Source organism: Burkholderia sp. Bp8963, from assembly GCF_003854275.1.
Lineage (GTDB): Bacteria > Pseudomonadota > Gammaproteobacteria > Burkholderiales > Burkholderiaceae > Burkholderia.
On record NZ_QTQP01000006.1, the window covers coordinates 155972 to 176946 of the forward strand.

Annotated in this window: 14 protein-coding genes, 1 tRNA gene and 1 pseudogene; 8 read left to right on the plus strand and 8 right to left on the minus strand. The window is 65.6% G+C overall.

Translation table 11 applies throughout. The features are described 5' to 3' along the window. Nucleotides 1-4: 4 nt before the first annotated feature. Entirely contained in the window at nucleotides 5-727 is a 723-nt protein-coding gene (locus DID96_RS07490) for a (Fe-S)-binding protein (protein WP_124598726.1), read from the minus strand. A gap of 180 nt (nucleotides 728-907) precedes the next feature. Here DID96_RS07490 and DID96_RS07495 point away from each other — a divergent pair, with 180 nt between their 5' ends. Continuing rightward, entirely contained in the window at nucleotides 908-1717 is an 810-nt protein-coding gene (locus DID96_RS07495; RefSeq protein WP_124598727.1) for an IclR family transcriptional regulator, read from the plus strand. A 101-nt stretch (nucleotides 1718-1818) separates the two neighbouring features. Here DID96_RS07495 and pbpG read toward each other — a convergent pair whose 3' ends face one another. Beyond that, the gene (pbpG, locus tag DID96_RS07500) at nucleotides 1819-2955 is read right to left on the minus strand and encodes a D-alanyl-D-alanine endopeptidase (protein WP_124598728.1); all 1137 of its coding nucleotides are present in this window, start codon (nucleotides 2953-2955) and stop codon (nucleotides 1819-1821) included. A gap of 669 nt (nucleotides 2956-3624) precedes the next feature. Here pbpG and DID96_RS07505 point away from each other — a divergent pair. Further along, the gene (locus DID96_RS07505) at nucleotides 3625-4191 is read left to right on the plus strand and encodes a phasin family protein (protein WP_124598729.1); all 567 of its coding nucleotides are present in this window, start codon (nucleotides 3625-3627) and stop codon (nucleotides 4189-4191) included. Nucleotides 4192-4400: 209 nt separating this feature from the next. Here DID96_RS07505 and lpdA read toward each other — a convergent pair whose 3' ends face one another. The 4 genes and pseudogenes from lpdA to DID96_RS39375 form a co-directional block, all read right to left on the minus strand. Continuing rightward, entirely contained in the window at nucleotides 4401-6164 is a 1764-nt protein-coding gene (gene lpdA, locus DID96_RS07510) for a dihydrolipoyl dehydrogenase (RefSeq protein ID WP_124598730.1), read from the minus strand. A 272-nt stretch (nucleotides 6165-6436) separates the two neighbouring features. Continuing rightward, the gene (gene aceF / locus DID96_RS07520; RefSeq protein ID WP_124598731.1) at nucleotides 6437-8095 is read right to left on the minus strand and encodes a dihydrolipoyllysine-residue acetyltransferase; all 1659 of its coding nucleotides are present in this window, start codon (nucleotides 8093-8095) and stop codon (nucleotides 6437-6439) included. Between the two features lie 70 nt (nucleotides 8096-8165). Continuing rightward, nucleotides 8166-10862, minus strand: a complete 2697-nt coding sequence (aceE, locus tag DID96_RS07525; protein ID WP_124598732.1) for a pyruvate dehydrogenase (acetyl-transferring), homodimeric type — start codon at nucleotides 10860-10862, stop codon at nucleotides 8166-8168. Nucleotides 10863-10998: 136 nt separating this feature from the next. After that, nucleotides 10999-11216: pseudogene (locus DID96_RS39375) on the minus strand (hypothetical protein); the annotation flags it as partial. On the opposite strand from DID96_RS39375, the gene fixL reads away from it, so the two are divergent. From fixL to DID96_RS07550, 4 genes are all read left to right on the plus strand, one after another. Continuing rightward, entirely contained in the window at nucleotides 11136-13652 is a 2517-nt protein-coding gene (gene fixL / locus DID96_RS07535; RefSeq protein ID WP_124598733.1) for an oxygen sensor histidine kinase FixL, read from the plus strand. The pseudogene DID96_RS39375 and the gene fixL sit on opposite strands and share 81 nt — an antisense overlap. Next, nucleotides 13649-14287 carry an oxygen response regulator transcription factor FixJ gene (gene fixJ / locus DID96_RS07540; protein WP_006493245.1) on the plus strand — a complete coding sequence of 213 codons (639 nt, stop codon included), beginning with the start codon at nucleotides 13649-13651 and terminating at the stop codon, nucleotides 14285-14287. The genes fixL and fixJ overlap by 4 nt, the downstream gene beginning before the upstream one ends. A gap of 287 nt (nucleotides 14288-14574) precedes the next feature. Beyond that, nucleotides 14575-15432: a bifunctional methylenetetrahydrofolate dehydrogenase/methenyltetrahydrofolate cyclohydrolase FolD gene (gene folD / locus DID96_RS07545; protein WP_124598734.1), complete on the plus strand. Its 858-nt coding sequence runs from the start codon at nucleotides 14575-14577 to the stop codon at nucleotides 15430-15432. A 227-nt stretch (nucleotides 15433-15659) separates the two neighbouring features. Continuing rightward, on the plus strand, nucleotides 15660-17747 hold the full coding sequence (locus DID96_RS07550) for a M3 family metallopeptidase (RefSeq protein ID WP_124598735.1): 2088 nt from the start codon (nucleotides 15660-15662) through the stop codon (nucleotides 17745-17747). Between the two features lie 67 nt (nucleotides 17748-17814). Here the strand turns inward: DID96_RS07550 and dinB are convergent, their stop codons facing one another. Continuing rightward, nucleotides 17815-18984 carry a DNA polymerase IV gene (gene dinB, locus DID96_RS07555; RefSeq protein ID WP_124598736.1) on the minus strand — a complete coding sequence of 390 codons (1170 nt, stop codon included), beginning with the start codon at nucleotides 18982-18984 and terminating at the stop codon, nucleotides 17815-17817. A 132-nt stretch (nucleotides 18985-19116) separates the two neighbouring features. On the opposite strand from dinB, the gene DID96_RS07560 reads away from it, so the two are divergent. Further along, nucleotides 19117-19809 carry an aspartate/glutamate racemase family protein gene (locus tag DID96_RS07560; protein ID WP_124598737.1) on the plus strand — a complete coding sequence of 231 codons (693 nt, stop codon included), beginning with the start codon at nucleotides 19117-19119 and terminating at the stop codon, nucleotides 19807-19809. Between the two features lie 90 nt (nucleotides 19810-19899). Here the strand turns inward: DID96_RS07560 and DID96_RS07565 are convergent. Then, nucleotides 19900-19976 (minus strand) — tRNA-Met (locus tag DID96_RS07565). 182 nt (nucleotides 19977-20158) lie between these two features. Here DID96_RS07565 and xth point away from each other — a divergent pair. After that, nucleotides 20159-20935 (plus strand): exodeoxyribonuclease III, encoded by a 777-nt coding sequence (gene xth, locus DID96_RS07570; RefSeq protein WP_124598738.1) that lies wholly within the window; start codon nucleotides 20159-20161, stop codon nucleotides 20933-20935. The last annotated feature ends 40 nt before the right edge of the window (nucleotides 20936-20975 follow it).

The window sequence follows — 20975 nt, forward strand, 5'->3', positions numbered from 1 at the left end:
GGCGTCAGACGTCGCCCGCGAGCACCTGCGCGACGTGCAGCACGCGCGTGTCGCGGTCGCCCGTACGGCGCAACCGCCCTTCGATGTTCAGCATGCAGCCGAGATCGCCGAGCACGACGGCGCCCGCGCCGGACGCGCGCACGTTCGCGCATTTCTCGTCGGCGATCGCTGCCGAGATGTCGCCGTACTTGACCGCGAACGTGCCGCCGAAGCCGCAGCAGTGCTCGCAATCCTTCATCTCGGTGATCGCGACGCCGCGCTGCGCGAGCAGCGCGCGCGGCTGCGCCTTCACGCCGAGCTCGCGCAAGCCCGAGCACGAGTCGTGGTACGTGACCGGGCCCGCGAACTCGCCCGGCTCGAGCTTCACCCTGGCGACATTCACAAGGAAGTCGGTCAGTTCGTAGACCTTTTGCTGGAACCGGGAGAAACGCCCCATCAGCTCGGGGTCGTCGCGGAACAGGTCGCCATAGTGCGTGCGGATCATCCCGCCGCACGACCCCGACGGCGCGACCACGTAGTCGAACTGCTCGAACTCGCGCAGCGTCTTCTCCGCCAGGTCGCGCGCGAGCGCGCGGTCGCCGGAGTTGTACGCCGGCTGGCCGCAGCACGTCTGCGCCGGCGGCACGAACACCTCGAAGCCCGCGTCGCGAATCAGCTTGAGCGCGGAAAAGCCGATTTCGGGACGCATCAGATCGACCAGGCAGGTCACGAACAAACCGACTCGCATATGCGCTCCTTCGAGAAAACGGCCCTCATTATCCGCCGTTTGCCCGGCAAGACCAACGCCGCCGCGCAACGCGCCCCGCCCGGCGCGGAAACGAGGACTTCCTCGAACGCCGTTCGCTTTTTTCACGATACGAGATACAATCGGCGGAACAGCGTTTGACGCATCAACGGATTCCCCGACATGACCAACCCGACCCCGGATTCCAAAACGTCGATCCAGGTGATCGAACGCATGATGCGGTTGCTCGACGCCCTCGCCGCGCACAGCGACCCCGTCAGCCTGAAGGAACTCGCGCAACGCACCGAGCTGCACCCGTCGACCGCGCACCGCATCCTCAACGACATGGTGACCTGCCGCCTCGTCGACCGCTCCGATCCGGGCACGTACCGGCTCGGCATGCGGCTGCTCGAGCTCGGCAACCTCGTGAAGGCACGCCTGTCGGTGCGCGACGCGGCGCTGATGCCGATGCGCGAACTGCACCGCCTCACCGGACAGACGGTGAACCTGTCGGTACGCCAGGGCGACGAGATCGTCTACATCGAGCGCGCGTATTCGGAGCGTTCCGGGATGCAGGTCGTGCGCGCCATCGGCGGCCGCGCGCCGCTGCACCTGACGTCGGTCGGCAAGCTGTTCCTCGCGGCAGACGAAACGTCGCGGGTGCGTGCGTACGCGACGCGCACCGGGCTCGCTGGCCACACGCAGAACAGCATCACCGACATTGCGAAGCTCGAGCGCGAGTTGACGATCGTGCGCCAGCAATCGTGCGCGCGCGACAACGAGGAGCTCGAACTGGGTGTGCGCTGCATTGCGGCGGGCATCTACGACGACTCGGGCAAGCTCGTCGCGGGCCTGTCGCTGTCGGCGCCGGCCGACCGCCTGCAGGACGCGTGGCTCGGCCAGTTGAGCCGTACCGCGCTGACCATCTCGGAATCGCTCGGTTACCGGCCCGAGAACGCGAAGGACGTGAACGGCCTGCAGCGGCAGGCCTGAGCGGCCGCTGCGCAACCCAGACGAACGAAAAAAGCCCCGCGAAGCGCGGGGCTTTTTGCTGGCTTCGCCACGGCGGTGCCGAAGCGCCGCCGGAAGCACGATCAGGTACCGCCGTTCGGCGAATTGGATGCCGTCAGGCGCTCGCCGCCGCCGGCGTCGAGCCAGTTGCGCAGCCGTGCCGCATCGGCGAAGCGCGAATACTTGCCGTACGAGTCGAGCAGCACCATCACCATCGGACGGCCATGGATCGTCGCCTGCATCACGAGGCACTCGCCTGCTTCGTTGATGAAGCCGGTCTTCTGCAGGCCGATGTCCCACGAGCCGTTGCCGCGGATCAGCGCGTTCGTGCTGTTGTAGGCGAGGCTCCGCTTGCCCGTGTACACCTCGTAGCTGCGATCGGTCGAGAACTTGCGGATCAGCGGGTACTGGTACGCCGCGTCGACCATCTTCACGAGGTCGCGCGCGCTCGACACGTTCGAGCTCGACAGCCCGGTGGAGTTCTCGAAGTGCGTATCGGCCATGCCGAGCGCCTTCGCCTTTGCGTTCATCGCCGCGATGAACGCCGGACGGCCGCCCGGGTAGTAGCGCGACATCGACGCCGCCGCGCGGTTCTCGGACGCCATCAGCGCGATGTGCAGCATGTCTTCGCGCGACAGCACCGAGCCGACCGACAGGCGCGAGCCGGTGCCCTTCTCGTAGTCGCGATCCTCGTCGGTGACTTCGATCTGGTCGGTCAGCGGCAGCTTCGAGTCGAGCACGACCATCGCCGTCATCAGCTTCGTGATCGACGCGATCGGCACGACCGCGTGCGAATTCTTGTCGAACAGCGGCTCGCTGGTGTTCTGGTCGACGACATAGGCAACGCTCGAGCGCAGCGCGAGCGCGTCCGGCGTCTCGTGCAGGCCGAATGCCTGGCCGACCGACGGCTGGCGCGGCTGGAACGCGACCCGGCGCACGGCGCCGTGGTGGCCGCGCACGTTCGCGGCGAGCGTCGCGCGCTTGCGCGTCGATTTTGCACGCGGTGCGTCATCGGTGGCGGACGCCGATTTCACCGACTTCTTCGCGGACGAAGCAGTCGCTTTCTTCTTGGCGGCTTGGTGAGTCTTCGCAGTGGCGGCAAAGGCGTCAGCGGGCGCAACGGTGGCAGTGGCCGCCAGCAAGGCGACGGCGACCGACACCGCTGTGCCGAGCGCCATGCTCTGCAACATTCTGCGCGGTGAAAACGATTCGGCTTTCATTGGGGTCTGGACAAAGCGGCGGGAGTTTCCGCAAGTGTAGTTAAGGCTGAAAAAAGAAGCAATATTAGGCACTTACCGATCGTCTTTAAACCGGATTGTAAGCGTCGTCGTAAACGCAATCGATCGACACCCCTGCTCCCATCAAAAAAAATCATGACGGGCGCACAGCCTCACAGTGCTCGCCTCCCGATTACCACTCGGTTAATTGAGATAACGTCACTTTGAGCGTGTTTTAAAGCGGGGAAACTACGTATCCGGCGCTCGGCGGGCCAAGCGGCACGTGTCGGCGCAACGGCGGTGGCACATCGCTGCGGCGCGAATCGAAACGGCGCGCTTTTCGACAAGAACAAGAGGACAACGTTCCAACCCCCTGTCAGGTTTACCTGCGCGCGATCATGGTGCGTCGCACGTGCCCGTCAAGCGTGCGCAGCATGTGGGACAGCACGCGTGCGCAGCGCCTGAAACCGTTTCCGAAACCGCCAGATAACTCGTTGTTTTGTCGATAATTTATCGGCATTGTGCGACGCACAAAAAGTCCTTGACATCGGCTTTGTCTGCCCTAAAATAAGCTCCATTGCTGCGTCGCACAAAGCGCGCACAACCGAGGTTCCCCATCGTAGTGCCCACTACTATCCTGCGATCGTCGCGATCGCTTTTCAGGAGCTTGACATGTCCTTGCTGACCCCCGAGCAAATCGCCGCCGCACAAAAAGCCAACCTCGAAAGCCTGTTCGGTCTGACGACCAAGGCATTCGAAGGCGTCGAAAAGCTGATCGAACTGAATCTGCAAGTCGTGAAGTCGACGCTCGCGGAATCGCAGGAAAACGCGCAGCGCCTGCTGTCGGTGAAGGATGCACAGGAACTGATCGCGCTGCAGACGAGCCTCTCGCAGCCGGTCGCGGAAAAGGTGCTGTCGTACGGCCGTCACCTGTATGAAATCGCGTCGGCCACGCAAGCCGAGTTCGCGAAGGTTGCCGAAGCGCAATTCGAAGAGCAGAACAAGAAGGTCCAGGCTCTCGTCGACAACGTCGCGAAGAACGCCCCGGCAGGTTCGGAAACGGCTGTCGCCGCGCTGAAGTCGGCGCTGAACGCCGCTAACACGACGTACGAAACGGTGCAGAAGGCTGCGAAGCAGGCCGTCGAGATCGCCGAGACGAACTTCAACGCCGCCGCTGCCGTCGCGACGAAGGCTGCCAGCGCAGCTGCTTCGCGCCGCACGACCAAGCCGGCCGCGTAAGCGCTTCACGCGTTCCGAAAAAGCCGCGCCCTGCGCGGCTTTTTCTTTTGCAGCGGCACGCAGCCGGTGATCCGGCCCCGCACTTCGCATCACTGATCGCGCACTGGCGCGCAGCGCCGCGCAAAAAACCAAACGCCGCTTCCCGGTTGCCCGGGAAGCGGCGTTTTTCGTGGCCGGCGCTCGCGCGCCGGCGGCAACGACGGTCGAACTTACTTCTTGCGCTGCGGCGGCAGGTCCGTGCAGACGCCTTCGTACAGCTCCGCCGCCATGCCGATCGATTCGCCGAGCGTCGGGTGCGGATGGATCGTCTTGCCGATGTCTTCCGCGTCTGCGCCCATTTCGACCGCCAGGCAAACTTCGCTGATCAGGTCGCCCGCGTTCAGGCCGACGATCCCGCCGCCGATCACGCGATGGGTTTCCTCGTCGAACAGCAGCTTCGTGAAGCCTTCGTCGCGGCCGTTCGCGATCGCGCGGCCCGATGCCGCCCACGGGAACACGGCCTTGCCGTACTTGATGCCTTCGGCCTTGCACTGCTCTTCCGTCTTGCCGGCCCATGCCACTTCCGGATCGGTGTACGCCACCGACGGGATCTGCAGCGCATCGAAGTACGACTTCTCGCCGTGCGCCGCCTCCGCTGCGACGTGGCCTTCGTGCACGGCCTTGTGCGCGAGCATCGGCTGGCCGACGATGTCGCCGATCGCGAAGATGTGCGGCACGTTCGTGCGCATCTGCTTGTCGACTTCGATGAAGCCGCGATCCGTCACCGCGACGCCGGCCTTGTCCGCGCCGATCTTCTTGCCGTTCGGGCTGCGGCCGACTGCGACCAGCACGAGGTCGTAGCGTTGCGGCTCAGCCGGCGCCTTCTCGCCCTCGAACGTCACGTAGATGCCGTCTTCCTTCGCTTCGGCACCGACGGTCTTGGTCTTCAGCATCACGTTGCCGAAGCGCTTCGCGTTGTACTTCTCCCAGACCTTGACGAGATCGCGATCCGCGCCGTTCATCAGGTTGTCGAGCATTTCGACGACGTCGATCTCGGCGCCCAGCGTCGCGTAGACGGTGGCCATTTCGAGGCCGATGATGCCGCCGCCGATCACGAGCATCCGCTTCGGCTGCTGGCGCAGTTCGAGCGCGCCGGTCGAATCGACGATGCGCGGGTCTTCCGGCAGGAACGGCAGATTCACCGACTGCGAGCCTGCCGCGATGATCGCCTGCTTGAAGCGGACGACCTTCTTGCCGTTTTCGCCCTGCACTTCCATGTGATACGGATCGACGAACGCGCCGACGCCCGTCACCACTTCGACCTTGCGCGCCTTCGCCATGCCGGCGAGGCCCGTCGTCAGTTTCTTGACGACGCCGGACTTGAAGTCGCGCAGCTTGTCGAGATCGATTTCGGGCTTGCGGAACTTGATGCCGTGCGATTCGAGCGCTGCTGCTTCGTCGATGACGAGCGCGGTGTGCAGCAGTGCTTTCGACGGAATGCAGCCGACGTTCAGGCACACGCCGCCGAGCGTCGAATAGCGTTCGACGAGCACGGTCTTCATGCCGAGATCGGCTGCGCGGAACGCGGCCGAGTAGCCGCCGGGGCCGGCGCCGAGCACGAGCATGTCGCACTCGACATCGACGGCGCCGGCATAGCTGCCTGCCTGCGGCGCGGCCGCCGGAGCGGCTGCGGGCGCGGCGGCCGGTGCTGCGGGTTTGGCCGGCTCGGCGGCATTCGCCGGTGCTGCGGCAGCGGCCGACACTTCGACCAGTGCGATCACGGTGCCTTGCGAGACCTTGTCGCCGGCCTTGACCTTGATTTCCTTGACGGTGCCGGCGACGTCGCTCGGCACTTCCATGGATGCCTTGTCCGATTCGAGCGTGAGGAGCGTCTGCTCCTTTTCGATCACGTCGCCCGGCTGAATATTGACTTCGATGACATCGACGCCGCTGAAATCGCCGATATCCGGTACTTTGACTTCGATGAGACTCATGTACTGTCCCCTTCTTGATTGGCTGCTGACAGACGGAAAAGGCTCGAACGCTGAACTACGGCCTGACTGGAGAACGGGGGACTTGGGCAGGACCACCTTTGCCGTCCGCCCAAGGACGCGCCTTTCTTTTGGTTACTTTTCTTTGGAAGACAAAGAAAAGTGACCGCCGCCCCGCGCAGGGGCGACGCTAATAGACCGTTAGCAATACAGATTCAACGACGAGGCGCGGATCGCCGACAGACAACCCACGCCCCCGCGAGCCCCAACGCTCATCAAAGAATGACGCGCCGGAAGTCGCCAAGCAGCGACCCCAGATATGCATTGAACCGCGCCGCTTCCGCGCCATCGATCACGCGATGGTCATACGACAGCGACAGCGGCAGCGTGAGGCGCGGCACGAACTGCTTGCCGTCCCACACCGGCTTCATCTGGCCGCGCGACAGGCCGAGGATTGCGACTTCCGGCGCATTGATGATCGGCGTGAAGTTCGTGCCGCCGATCCCGCCGAGCGACGAGATCGAGAAGCAGCCGCCCTGCATCTGGTCCGGCTTCAGCTTGCCATCGCGCGCGGCCTTCGACAGCTCGCTCATTTCCTTCGCGATCTCGACGAGGCCCTTCTTGTCCGCATCGCGGATCACCGGCACGACGAGGCCGTTCGGCGTGTCCGCGGCGAAACCGACGTGGTAGTACTGCTTGAACACGAGGTTGTCGCCGTCGAGGCTCGCGTTGAAGGTCGGGAACTTCTTCAGCGCGGCGACGACTGCCTTGATCACGAACGCGAGCATCGTGAACTTCACGCCCGCCTTTTCGTGCTCCTTGTTAAGTTGCACGCGCAGCGCCTCGAGATCGGTGATGTCCGCTTCGTCGTTGTTCGTGACGTGCGGGATCATCACCCAGTTGCGGTGCAGGTTCGCGCCCGAGATCTTCTTGATGCGCGACAGCGGCTTCGCTTCGAACGGGCCGAACTTCGCGAAGTCGACCTTCGGCCACGGCAGCAGGTTCAGCTCGCCGCCGCCTGCCGGCGCGGCTGCCGCGACCGGCGCCGCGCGCTGGCCCGTCATCACGCCCTTCACGAAGTTCGTGACGTCTTCCTTCGTGATGCGGCCCTTCGGACCGCTGCCCGCGACGCGCGCGACTTCGACGCCGAGTTCGCGCGCGAACTTGCGCACCGACGGCGATGCGTGGCTCGCGCGGTACTCGCCGGCTGGTGCAGCGGCCGGTGCGGGCGCCGCAGCCGGAGCCGGTGCGACTGCCGGTGCCGCCTTCGGCGCGGCAGCCGGGGCAACAGCAGCCGGCGCGCTCGCCGGTGCGCTTGCCTGCGGCGCGGCGGCAGCCGGCGCGCCGGCTGCGTCGAGCAGCACGATCAGCGTGCCTTCGGACACCGCGTCGCCCACCTTGACCTTGATTTCCTTCACGACGCCGGCGGCCGGGCTCGGCACGTCCATCGTCGCCTTGTCCGACTCGAGCGTGACGAGCGACTGTTCCTTCTCGACCGTGTCGCCAACCTTCACGCCGATCTCGATCACCGGCACGTCCTTGTAGTCGCCGATATCCGGCACCTTCACTTCGAGCGTGCCGCCACTTGCGGCCGATGCGGCGGCCGGCGCTGCTGCGGGCGCCGCCGCCGGTGCGGCCGGTGCCGCAGCAGGCACTACGGCAGGCGCGGCCGCGCCGTTCGGCTGCGCCGCGGCGCCGCCTTCGAGCAGGATGATCAGCGAGCCTTCCGACACCGCGTCGCCGACCTTCACCCGCACTTCCTTGACCGTGCCCGCCGACGGGCTCGGGACGTCCATCGTCGCCTTGTCCGATTCGAGCGTGACGAGCGACTGCTCGGGCTCGACCGTATCGCCCGCCTTCACGAGCACTTCGATGACGGGCACGTCCTTGTAATCGCCGATATCCGGCACCTTCACTTCGATCGCTTGACTCATCTTTTTGTGTCTCCAGAGCCGCGCGCGCCCCTCCCGGAAGCGGCGCGCGGCATCATACGGCGCGTGGGCGTTAAACCGTCATCGGGTTGGGTTTGGACGGATCGAGGTTGTACTTCGCGATCGCGTCGGCGACGACCTTGCGCTCGATCGTACCCTCGTCCGCGAGCGCGTTGAGCGCCGCGACCGTGACCCAGTGGCGGTCGACCTCGAAGAAGTGACGCAGCTTCGCGCGGGTGTCCGAGCGGCCGAAGCCGTCGGTGCCCAGCACGACGAAGCGGCGATCGATCTGGCCGCGGATCTGGTCGACCAGCGCGCGCACGTAGTCGGTCGATGCGATGACCGGACCTTGCGTATCCTTCAGGCACTTCTGCACGTGCGACAGGCGGCGCTCCTCGCTCGGATGGAGCAGGTTCCAGCGCTCGACTTCGTGGCCTTCACGCGCGAGCTCGGTGAAGCTCGGCACGCTCCACAGGTCGGCGGCGACGCCCCAGTCGTTCTTCAGCAGGTCGGCAGCAGCGATCACTTCGTTGAAGATCGTGCCCGCGCCGAGCAGCTGCACGCGCGGTGCCTTCTTGTCGGCGTCGGCCTTCTTGAACGCGTACATGCCCTTGATGATGTCGGCCGCCACGTGCTCGCCCTGCGGAATCGCCGGGTGCTCGTAGTTCTCGTTCATCACCGTGACGTAGTAGTACACGTCTTCCTGGTCCTGCACCATGCGGCGCAGGCCGTCCTGGATGATCACCGCGAGTTCGTAGCCGAAGGTCGGGTCGTAGCTCACGCAGTTCGGCACCGATGCCGCCCACAGCAGCGAGTGACCGTCTTCGTGCTGCAGGCCTTCGCCGTTCAGCGTCGTGCGGCCCGCGGTGCCGCCGAGCAGGAAGCCGCGCGAGCGCATGTCGCCCGCGGCCCATGCGAGGTCGCCGATCCGCTGGAAGCCGAACATCGAGTAGAAGATGTAGAACGGCACCATGATCTCGCCGTGCGTCGAATACGACGTCGCCGCCGCGATCCAGTCGCACATGCCGCCCGCTTCGTTGATGCCTTCCTGCAGGATCTGGCCGGTTTGCGATTCCTTGTAGAACATCAGCTGGTCGGAATCTTCCGGCACGTACTTCTGGCCTTCCTGGTTCCAGATGCCGATCTGGCGGAACAGGCCTTCCATGCCGAACGTGCGCGACTCGTCCGGGACGATCGGCACCACGCGCTTGCCGAGCGCCTTGTCCTTCAGCAGGATGTTCAGGATCCGCACGAACGCCATCGTCGTCGAGATCTCGCGGCCTTCGCCCGTGCCCTTCAACAGCGGCTCGAACGCGTCGAGCGCCGGCACCGGCAGCGACGTCGCCTTCTCGCGGCGGTGCGGCAGGTAGCCACCGAGGTCCATGCGCTGCTTGCGCATGTATTCGAGCTCCTTCGAGCCTTCCTCGAACTTGAGGTACGGCACGTCGGCGATCTGATCGTCCGTGAGCGGCAGGCGGAACTGGTCGCGGAACTTCTTCAGTTGCTCGACCGGCAGCTTCTTCTGCTGGTGCGTGATGTTCATCGCCTGACCGGACTCGCCCATCCCGTAGCCCTTGATGGTCTTCGCGAGGATGACGGTCGGCGCGCCCTTCGTGTTGCTGGCTTCGTGGAACGCCGCGTAGATCTTGTGCGGATCGTGGCCGCCGCGGTTCAGCGCCCAGATGTCGTCATCGGACCAGTCGGCGACCAGCGCCTTCAGTTCCGGCGAGTTGAAGAAGTGCTCGCGGACGAACGCGCCCGATTCCGACTTGTACGTCTGGTACTCGCCGTCGACGACTTCCATCATGCGGCGCATCAGCGCGCCCGTCTTGTCGCGCGCGAACAGCGCATCCCAGCGGCTGCCCCAGATCACCTTGATCACGTTCCAGCCGGCACCGCGGAATTCCGATTCCAGTTCCTGGATGATCTTGCCGTTGCCGCGCACCGGGCCGTCGAGACGCTGCAGGTTGCAGTTGATCACGAACACGAGGTTGTCGAGCTTCTCGCGGCTCGCCATGCCGATCGCGCCGAGCGATTCCGGCTCGTCGGTCTCGCCGTCGCCGAGGAACGCCCAGACCTTGCGACCCTGCGTCTTCGCGATGCCGCGCGCTTCGATGTACTTCATGAAGCGCGCCTGGTAGATCGCCATGATCGGGCCAAGGCCCATCGACACGGTCGGGAACTGCCAGAAGTCCGGCATCAGCCACGGGTGCGGGTACGACGAGATGCCGTTGCCGTCGACTTCCTGACGGAAGTTGTCGAGCTGCGCTTCCGACAGGCGGCCGAGCAGGAACGCGCGCGAGTACACGCCCGGCGACGAGTGGCCCTGCACGAACACGAGATCGCCGCCGTGCTGGTCGGACGGCGCGTGCCAGAAGTGGTTGTAGCCGACGTCGTAGAGCGTCGCGGCCGATGCGAACGACGCGATGTGGCCACCGACGTTGGTGTCCTTGCCGGCGCGCAGCACCATCGCGAGCGCGTTCCAGCGCGTGTACGAGCGGATCTTGTGCTCGATTTCCTGGTCGCCGGGAATCTTCGCCTGGGCTTCGACCGGAATCGAGTTGATGTACGGGGTGTTCGCGGAGAACGGCAGATGCTCGCCGCGCACACGCGCGAATTCGATCTGCTTTTCGATCAGGTAATGCGCCCGGCCGGTGCCGACGGAGGAGATCACGCCGTCGAGCGACTCGAGCCATTCAACGGTTTCCTGCGGATCGTCGTCACGCTCGGCGGCAACATACTTCATCACTTCGTTAGGTACAGCGGACATTCTCGTCTCCTGGTCCGGAAATGTGAGGATCGCTCTCGATGCAGACGACGCGGCGCGGCCGGCTGCGGGCAAGCTCCAGCGGATTGTAATGAGCGCGTCGGGCAGCACGCAACAAAATTTTCGAATCGTGAGATCTTTTCTCGTAATGCGGAATATTGCTGCGCTGCACCCTTGTTTCGGGGCATTCAGGCGCGTCGCCGCGCGGTAAATCCGTTTCGGTTCAACATATCCGGTATAGGTTTTCCATCAATTGCGCTGCGCTACAATCCTGCCATGTTGACCGATCGGCTTTTCGCACGCTCGGCGCGACCGTCGGGCCCGCCGGCGGAGTCGCAGCCGTCCCGTTGGCACCACGGACCGTGGTGGTCCAATTCCTATTTGCTGACGCCGCTGCTGTCGATCCTCGTGTTCCTCGTGGTGATGAGCCTCATTCTGTGGAGCCTGAACCGCCGCGAGCAGCAACAGCAGGAAGACACGCTGTTCCGCAACGTCGCGTGGGCCCAGCAGCAGATCCGGCTGTCGATGACGGGCGCGCAGGAACAGCTGCAGGCGCTGTCGCGCGATCTCGCGTCCGGTCGCCTCGACCAGAACGCATTCCAGATGGCGGTTGCGGACGTGATGCAGACGCATCCCGAGATCCTCTACCTGAACTGGTACACGGCCCCCGGCACCCAGCGCTGGCCGACCGTGCATCCGCCGCTGCTCGGCCAGCGTCTCGCGAAGCCGAACGACGCGCAGATGCAGGACGCGGTGCGCGGCGCCTACGACGACGCGCGCAATTCGCGCCGCCAGGCCTACTCGCCGCTGATCTACGACGACTTCGGCAACGGCTACATCACGCTGCAGACGCCCGTGATGCGCGGCGACCGCGAATACCTCGGCGCGATCGCCGCGGTGTTCTCGGTCGAAGGCATCCTGAAGCACGACATCCCGGCCGAGCTGTCGTCGAAATACAAGATCTCGATCACCGACTCGAACAACCGCGAGCTGTCGTCGACGTCGTCGCGCCCGCGCCTGCCGCGCGACTCGCACTACGACCTGCCGCTCGACCCGCCCGGCCAGGGCCTGACGGTGCGCGTGTACGCGTTCCCGCAGCTCACCAACCTCACCAACAATACGCTCGTCTGGCTCGTCGCGGGGCTGTCGTGCTTCGTGCTGTGGAGCCTCTGGAGCCTGTGGAAGCACACGCGCCAGCGCTTCGAGGCGCAGCAGGCACTGTACGCGGAGGCGTTCTTCCGCCGCGCGATGGAAAACTCGGTGCTGATCGGCATGCGCGTGCTCGACATGCACGGCCGCATCACGCACGTGAACCCGGCGTTCTGCCGGATGACCGGCTGGGACGAGAGCGATCTCGTCGGCAAGGTTGCGCCGTTCCCGTACTGGCCGCGCGATTCGTACCCCGAGATGCAGCGCCAGCTCGACATGACGCTGCGCGGCAAGGCGCCGAGTTCGGGCTTCGAGCTGCGCGTGCGCCGCAAGAACGGCACGCTGTTCCATGCGCGCCTGTACGTGTCGCCGCTGATCGACAGCTCCGGCCGCCAGACCGGCTGGATGTCGTCGATGACCGACATCACCGAGCCGAAGCGCGCGCGCGAGGAACTCGCCGCCGCGCACGAGCGCTTCACGACGGTGCTCGAGAGCCTCGACGCCGCGGTGTCCGTGCTCGCGGCCGACGAGGCCGAGCTGCTGTTCGCGAACCGCTATTACCGCCACCTGTTCGGGATCCGCCCGGACGGCCATCTCGAGCTGTCCGGCGGCGGCTTCGACCGTGCACAGGCATCGTCGGACTCGATCGACATGGTCGACACGTTCGCCGGCCTGCCCGCCGCCGCGCTGACGAGCAGCACCGCGGACGCGCAGGAGGTGTACGTCGAGAGCATCCAGAAGTGGTTCGAGGTGCGCCGCCAGTACATCCAGTGGGTCGACGGCCACCTCGCGCAGATGCAGATCGCGACCGACATCACGACCCGCAAGAAGGCGCAGGAGCTCGCGCACCAGCAGGAAGAGAAGCTGCAGTTCACGAGCCGATTGATGACGATGGGCGAAATGGCGTCGTCGATTGCTCACGAATTGAACCAGCCGCTTGCGGCGATCAACAACTACTGCTCGGGCACGCTCGCGCTCGTGAAGAGCGGCCGCGCGACCAACGAAACGCTGCAGCCCGCGCTCGAGAAGACCGCGCAGCAGGCGCTGCGCGCGGGGATGATCGTCAAGCGGATTCGCGAATTCGTGAAGCGCAGCGAGCCGAAGCGCCAGCCGGCGCGCGTCGCGGACATCGTCGCCGACGCAGTCGGACTCGCCGAAATCGAGGCCAGGAAGCGCAGGATCCGGATCGTCACGGAAATCCTCGCAAGAATGCCTATTATTTATGTCGACCCCGTGCTCATCGAGCAGGTACTCGTGAACCTGATGAAGAACGCCGCCGAAGCGATGGCGGACGTGAAGCCGGCAGCGGCCGACGGCGTGATCCGCGTCATCGCCGACATCGAGGCGGGTTTCGTCGACATCCGTGTGATCGATCAGGGGCCGGGCGTCGACGAAGCGACCGCCGAGCGCCTGTTCGAGCCGTTCTACAGCACCAAGTCCGACGGCATGGGCATGGGGCTGAACATTTGCCGCTCGATCATCGAATCGCATCGCGGGCGTCTGTGGGTGGTGAACAATGTCGAGACGGATGGCCGCATCTCCGGCGCGACGTTCCACTGCAGCCTGCCCATTGGGGAACCCGCTGATCTCGGCCAAGGGGGGTCCGAGGTATCGGCATCAAATACCGTTACGGGAGAACTATGAATAGCCCTGTCACCACCACTCAGGAAACCGTCTTCGTCGTCGACGACGACGAGGCCGTACGGGACTCGCTGCGCTGGCTGCTGGAGGCGAACGGCTATCGCGTGCAATGCTTCTCGAGCGCCGAGCAGTTCCTCGATGCGTATCAGCCGGCCCAGCAGGCCGGGCAGATCGCGTGCCTGATCCTCGACGTGCGGATGTCCGGCATGAGCGGCCTCGAGCTGCAGGAACGCCTGATCGCCGACAATGCCGCGCTGCCGATCATTTTCGTGACGGGTCACGGCGACGTGCCGATGGCCGTGTCGACGATGAAAAAGGGTGCGATGGACTTTATCGAGAAGCCGTTCGACGAGGCGGAACTGCGCAAGCTCGTCGAGCGGATGCTCGACAAGGCCCGAAGCGAAAGCAAGAGCGTCCAGGAACAGCGCGCCGCGAGCGAGCGCCTGTCGAAGCTGACCGCCCGCGAGCAGCAGGTGCTCGAGCGGATCATCGCCGGCCGCCTGAACAAGCAGATCGCCGACGATCTCGGCATCAGCATCAAGACGGTCGAGGCGCACCGCGCGAACATCATGGAAAAGCTCAACGTCAACACGGTGGCCGACCTGCTGCGCCTCGCGCTGTCGAAGAAGCAGGCGTAAGCTTCGTCGCGGCCCGGTGAGCCTGCCGGGCGCGCGCCCCGCCCCGCGCGACGCGGCCTGATCGCGGGGCGGCGACTTTGCATTCGACCGGGCCGGCGATCCGGCGGGCGGCATCCGTCAGCAGGCGATCCGGTGGCCGGTGGCCGACGCTCCGGCGGCCCGCCAATGACGCTTCCCGCGCATTCGCTGTCGGACGATGGCAGGCGGACGGTATAATTCCATGCTTTGCTGCGGCGCACCCCGACGCGCCGCACGCCCGCATTCCAACTTCCGCAGAACCCACCACCATGACAGCCCTCCTCATCGACGGCAACGCCCTTTCGAAGACCCTGCGCACCCAGGCCGCCGAACGCGCCGCCGCGCTGACCGCCCGCGGCCACCAGCCCGGCCTCGCGGTGATCCTCGTTGGCGACAACCCGGCCAGCGAAGTCTACGTGCGCAACAAGATCAAGGCGTGCGAGGACAACGGCTTCTTCTCGCTGAAGGACAGCTACCCGGCGACGCTGTCCGAGGCGGACCTGCTCGCGCGCATCGACGAACTGAACCGTGATCCGAAGATCCACGGGATCCTCGTGCAGCTTCCGCTGCCGAAGCACATCGACAGCCACAAGGTGATCGAGGCGATCGCGCCGGAGAAGGACGTCGATGGCTTCCACGTCGCGAACGCGGGCGCGCTGATGACCGGCAAGCCGCTGTTCCGCCCGTGCACGCCATACGGCGTGATGAAGATGTTCGAAGCACACGACATCCCGCTGCAAGGCGCGAACGCGGTCGTGATCGGCCGCTCGAACATCGTCGGCAAGCCGATGGCGATGCTGCTGCTCGAAGCGGGCGCAACCGTGACGATCTGCCACAGCAAGACGCGCGACCTTGCCGCGCACACGCGGCAGGCCGACATCGTCGTCGCCGCGGTCGGCAAGCGCAACATCCTGACGGCCGACATGGTGAAGCCGGGCGCAACCGTGATCGACGTCGGCATGAACCGCGACGACGCGGGCAAGCTGTGCGGCGACGTCGACTTCGCGGGCGTGAAGGAAGTTGCCGGCCACATCACGCCGGTGCCGGGCGGCGTCGGCCCGATGACCATCACGATGCTGCTGATCAACACGATCGAAGCCGCCGAGCGCGCTGCCGCGGCTGCTTGATCGCTGCCTGATTCCGCCTGCCGGCGCGCGCCCGCGCGCCGGCGCTTCTGCCGTTCCTCCGCCACCCTCCCGCCGGGCATCCAGCTCCCCGTTCGCCCCCACCCCAATCGCGCCGTTAGAAACTAACGATTGGAAAGCGCGCGTTGCGCCCCAATAATGTCGTTATCGGGCGCCGCCGCGCCCTACCCTCATTACCCCGGTTCATCCGGCAACAGACAGGGAGTCCTATGTCCGCAAGCGCCAATACCAATCCGCTCCTCGATTTCTCCGACCTGCCCCGCTTCGGCGAGATCCGCCCGGAACACGTCACGCCCGCGCTCGATACGCTGCTCGACGACGCCAATCGCGCGGTCGACGCCGCGAGCGCGTCTGCGACGCCGGCGACCTGGGCGGACGTCGTCGAGACGGTCGAGCGCGCAACGGAGCCGCTCGGCCGCGCATGGGGCATCGTCGGCCACCTGAACGCGGTCGCCGACACGCCGGAACTGCGCGCCGCCTATGGCGAGAACCTGCCGCGCGTGACCGAATTCTGGTCGAGCGTCGGCCAGAACCTCGCGCTGTATGAGAAATACAAGGCGATCGCTGCGAGCGCCGAATACGCGACGCTATCCGTCGAGCGCAAGAAAATTCTCGACAACGCGCTGCGCGACTTCCGCCTGTCGGGCGCCGAGTTGCCCGAGGACCAGAAGCCGCGTTTCGCCGAGTTGCAGGAACAGCAGGCCGCGCTGTCGAAGTCGTTCTCCGACCACGTGCTCGACGCGACCAACGCGTACGCGTACTTCGCGAAGGACAAAGCCGAACTGGCCGGCCTGCCCGGCGACGCGATCGAGGCCGCCCGCGAAGCCGCGCAGAAGGACGGCAAGGACGGCTGGAAATTCACGCTGCACTTCCCGTCGTATTTCCCGGTGCTGCAGTACGCCGACAACCGCGCGATGCGCGAGACGCTGTATCGCGCATACTCGACGCGCGCATCCGAACTCGGCCCGCAATACGGCGGCGGCAACGCCGAGTGGGACAACACGGCGATCGTCGCCGACGAACTGAAGCTGCGCCGCGAAGAGGCGCAGATGCTCGGCTACCGCAACTTCGCCGAAGTGTCGCTCGCGCCGAAGATGGCCGAGTCGCCGCAGCAGGTGATCGCATTCCTCGAGGATCTCGCGACGCGCGCGCGTCCGCATGCGGACCAGGACTGGGACGAGCTGCGCGCATTCGCCGCGAAGGAACTCGGCCTGACCGAGCTCGCGCCGTGGGACATCGCGTATGCGGCCGAGAAGCTGCGCGAGCAGCGCTACGCGTTCTCGGAAAACGAGGTCAAGCAGTACTTCCCGGAACCGGCTGTGCTGAAGGGCCTGTTCACCGTCACCGAAACGCTGTTCGGCGTGCAGATCAAGGCGGACGACGCGCCGGTCTGGCACAAGGACGTGCGCTTCTTCCGCGTCGAGAACCGTGACGGTTCGCTCGTCGCGCAGTTCTATCTCGACCTGTACGCGCGCGAAGGCAAGCGTGGCGGCGCGTGGATGGACGATGCGCGCTCGCGCGCGAAACGCGACAGCGGCGTGCAGACGCCGGTCGCGTACCTGACCTGCAACTTCTCCGCGCCGGTCGGCGGCAAGCCCGCGTGCTTCACGCACGACGAGGTGATCACGCTGTTCCACGAGTTCGGCCACGGCCTGCATCACATGCTGACGCGCGTCGACGAGCTCGGCGTGTCGGGCATCAACGGCGTCGAATGGGATGCGGTCGAGCTGCCGTCGCAGTTCATGGAGAACTTCTGCTGGGAATGGGACGTGCTGTCGTCGATGTCGTCGCACGTCGACACGGGCGCGACGCTGCCGCGCGACCTGTTCGACAAGATGATCGCCGCGAAGAACTTCCAGAGCGGCCTCGGCACGCTGCGGCAGATCGTGTTCTCGATGTTCGACATGCTGCTGCACGTCGATTTCGATCCGGCAGGCGCGCTCGGCGTGAACGCGTTCGCGCGCGAGATCAACGAGCGCTACCACGTGATCCCGCAAGCGCCGTTCTCGCGCTGGCCGAACACGTTCAGCCACATCTTCGCGGGCGGCTATGCGGCCGGCTACTACAGCTACAAGTGGGCCGAAGTGCTGTCCGCGGATGCGTACGCGGCATTCGAGGAAGCCGCCGAGGCCGGCGGCAGCGTGCTCGATGCGGCGACCGGCACGCGCTATCGCCGCGAGATCCTCGAGGTCGGCGGCAGCCGTCCGGCGATGGATTCGTTCAAGGCGTTCCGCGGCCGCGAACCGCAGATCGACGCGCTGCTGCGCCATAACGGGATGGCAACGCCCGCGCACTGAGCACCGTTTCCACCCTTTCCGTTTCTCATCTCGATGACGACGGCGCCTCGTTTTGCGGCGCCGTTTTTCATGGTGCGAGCGGGTCGGGCTCCGATTCGAACAGCGCAAACTGCCCGTGCCGCTCGGCGGTGTCTTCGTCGATGCGCACGCCGACGCCAAGCAATCGCACGGGCTGCGCGCGCCGCATCAGGCCCTTCGCGAGCAGCGCGACGGCCGTATCCGCGTTCGTCGCGTCGGCAACGCATTCGACCGTCGTGCGCTGGAAATCGGCGAAGCGGATCTTCACATACAGCTTGCGAATCGACCGCGCGGCGCCCGCGCGCGCGATCCGCGCGTCGAGCTGGACCGTCAGCTTGCGAATCTCGGCCGCGCACTGGTCGAGCGTCGTCAGGTCGGTCACGTAGGTTGTCTCGACGCTGACCGACTTGCGTTCCTGGTCCGCCTGCACGGCCCGCTCGTCGATGCCGCGCGACAGCTCGTAGAGACGCCGCCCGAACGCGCCGAATTCGCGATGCAGATCGATCAGCGACCAGTCGCGCAGTTGCGCGCAGGTCTGGATGCCGAGCTGGTCGAGACGCGCGGCCGTCACCTTGCCGACACCGTGCAGCTTGCGCACCGGCAGCGCCGCGACGAACGCGTCGACTTCGTGCGGGCGCACGACGAACAGGCCGTCCGGCTTGTTCCAGTCCGATGCGATCTTAGCGATGAACTTGTTCGGCGCGACGCCCGCCGACACCGTGACGCCGACCGTCTCGAACACCCGCTGGCGGATCTCGCGGGCGATCAGCGTCGCGCTGCCCTGGCAGCGCTCGGAGCGGCTGACGTCGAGATACGCCTCGTCGAGCGACAGCGGTTCGACGTCGGGCGTGTAGTCGCGATAGATCGCCATGATCTGGCGCGACGCGGCGCGGTACTTGTCCATCGCCGACGGCAGGATCAGCAGATCGGGGCACTTGCGCATCGCGAGCGCCGACGACATCGCCGAATGCACGCCGTAGCGCCGCGCCTCGTAATTGCAGGTTGCGATCACGCCGCGCTGGTCGGGGCGGCCGCCGACCGCGAGCGGACGCCCGCGCAGCGACGGGTCGTCGCGCATTTCCACCGACGCGTAGAAGCAATCGCAGTCGCAGTGGATGATCTTGCGCACACGCGGCGGCGCGTCGCCCGGTGGTGGCGTGCTCGAATCGGCTGGCGGAATGGTGGTCGGGCTCACGGTGCCGATACTGTACAAAAACACAGTGCCGGTTTCAACTGCCCCGTGCTGCCATATACGGCCGCGCCGTACCGGCCCGCTTCGCGCGAAGCGTACCGCCGGGTGTACGCTCGCACGCCTATACTCGCGGCGATATGGTTAGCGGAAGGGTTGCAGATGAAAACGATCGGACTGATCGGCGGGATGAGCTGGGAATCGTCGGCGGAATACTATCGGATGCTAAATCGGTATTCGAAGGCGCTGCATGGCGGGCATCACAACGCGAAGAGCGTGATGGTGACGGTCGATTTCGCGGAGATCGAAGCGCTGCAGCGCGCGCACGACTGGCCCGCGCTTGGCGCGCACATGGCTGCGGCCGCGCGGCAACTCGAAGCAGCGGGCGCGGAGCTGATCGTGCTGACGACCAACACGATGCATCGCGTGCACGACGCGATCGAGGCGGCGGTCGCCGTGCCGTTCCTGCACATCGCGGACCCGACGGGCGAAGCGCTGCGCCATGCGGGTGTGGAACGTGTCGGCCTGCTCGGCACACGCTATACGATGGAATTGCCGTTCTACGCGGAACGGCTGCGCGAGAAGTTCGGGCTCGACGTGCTCGTGCCGGACGAACGCGAGCGCGCCGACGTGCATCGGATCATCTATGACGAGCTGTGTCATGGCGTCGTCGATGCGGGGTCGCGCGCGACGTATGTGCGGATCATCGAAGGGCTGGCGACGCGCGGTGCGCAGGCCGTAATACTTGGCTGCACGGAGATCACGTTGCTGATCGGCGCGGAGGATTCACCGTTGCCGGTGTTCGATACGACCGCGTTGCATGCGAAGGCGGCGGTGGAATGGGCGGCGGGTTGACGCGCAGAAAACAAAAAACCCGGCATCGAGCCGGGTTCTTGTTGGCGAGGTGCGCATCGGTCACTTGCGCTGCACATCGCCAGATGTGCTTGGTTGCGGGGGTAGGATTTGAACCTACGACCTTCGGGTTATGAGCCCGACGAGCTGCCAGACTGCTCCACCCCGCGTCAGAGAAATAAATTATAGGGTGCGTAGGCACTCACGTCAACACTTTTGTCATCTTTCTTTCTTGCGCGTACGCTAGCCGCGTCACACCAGCGGCGTGCGATGCATCGCATCGCACGCGACCGCACATCACGCTCGCGGTAAGATGGCGGCCTTCGAATACACGCCGCAACCGCACCCGTCCATGAAGATTGCCACCTGGAACGTCAACTCGCTCAACGTCCGCAAGCAGCACGTGCTCGACTGGCTCGCGCAAAGCGGCACCGACGTGCTGTGCCTGCAGGAACTGAAGCTGCCGGACGACAAATTCCCGCGCGCCGATCTCGAGGCGGCCGGCTATCGCTGCTGGTTCACGGGCCAGAAGACCTACAACGGCGTCGCGATCCTCGCGCGCGATACGCTGCCGTTCGACGAATCGGACGTGACCCGCAACATCCCCGGCTTCGACGATCCGCAACAGCGCGTGATCGCGGTGACGATCGGCGGCGTGCGCATCATCTCCGCGTATTTCCCGAACGGCCAGGCGCCCGACTCCGATAAGTTCGTCTACAAGATGCAGTGGCTCGACGCGCTGAACGCGTGGCTGCGCAGCGAACTGCAGCGTTACCCGAAGCTCGCGCTGCTCGGCGACTACAACATCGCGCCGGAAGACCGCGACGTGCACGATCCCGCGAAATGGGAAGGCCAGAATCTCGTGTCGCCGCAGGAGCGCGCGCACTTCGCGGGCCTCGTCGAACTCGGGCTCGTCGACGCGTTCCGCCGCTTCGAGCAGCCCGAAAAGACCTTCACGTGGTGGGACTACCGGATGATGGCGTTCCGCCGCAACGCGGGGCTGCGCATCGACCACATCCTGCTGTCGGCGCCGCTCGCCGAAACCTGCGCGTCGTGCGAAGTCGATCGCACGCCGCGCACGTGGGAACAGCCGTCCGACCATACGCCGGTCGTCGCCGTCGTCGGCTGAGCACGCTGCCCGCGCGCGGTTAGTGATGCGCGGTTAGTGA

Excerpts from the sequence above, each read along its gene's own strand:
- DID96_RS07490 (WP_124598726.1), bottom strand. The coding sequence starts at position 727 with ATGCGAGTCGGTTTGTTCGTGACCTGCCTGGTCGATCTGATGCGTCCC.
- DID96_RS07495 (WP_124598727.1), top strand. The coding sequence starts at position 908 with ATGACCAACCCGACCCCGGATTCCAAAACGTCGATCCAGGTGATCGAA.
- pbpG (WP_124598728.1), bottom strand. The coding sequence starts at position 2,955 with ATGAAAGCCGAATCGTTTTCACCGCGCAGAATGTTGCAGAGCATGGCG.
- DID96_RS07505 (WP_124598729.1), top strand. The coding sequence starts at position 3,625 with ATGTCCTTGCTGACCCCCGAGCAAATCGCCGCCGCACAAAAAGCCAAC.
- lpdA (WP_124598730.1), bottom strand. The coding sequence starts at position 6,164 with ATGAGTCTCATCGAAGTCAAAGTACCGGATATCGGCGATTTCAGCGGC.
- aceF (WP_124598731.1), bottom strand. The coding sequence starts at position 8,095 with ATGAGTCAAGCGATCGAAGTGAAGGTGCCGGATATCGGCGATTACAAG.
- aceE (WP_124598732.1), bottom strand. The coding sequence starts at position 10,862 with ATGTCCGCTGTACCTAACGAAGTGATGAAGTATGTTGCCGCCGAGCGT.
- fixL (WP_124598733.1), top strand. The coding sequence starts at position 11,136 with ATGTTGACCGATCGGCTTTTCGCACGCTCGGCGCGACCGTCGGGCCCG.
- fixJ (WP_006493245.1), top strand. The coding sequence starts at position 13,649 with ATGAATAGCCCTGTCACCACCACTCAGGAAACCGTCTTCGTCGTCGAC.
- folD (WP_124598734.1), top strand. The coding sequence starts at position 14,575 with ATGACAGCCCTCCTCATCGACGGCAACGCCCTTTCGAAGACCCTGCGC.
- DID96_RS07550 (WP_124598735.1), top strand. The coding sequence starts at position 15,660 with ATGTCCGCAAGCGCCAATACCAATCCGCTCCTCGATTTCTCCGACCTG.
- DID96_RS07560 (WP_124598737.1), top strand. The coding sequence starts at position 19,117 with ATGAAAACGATCGGACTGATCGGCGGGATGAGCTGGGAATCGTCGGCG.
- xth (WP_124598738.1), top strand. The coding sequence starts at position 20,159 with ATGAAGATTGCCACCTGGAACGTCAACTCGCTCAACGTCCGCAAGCAG.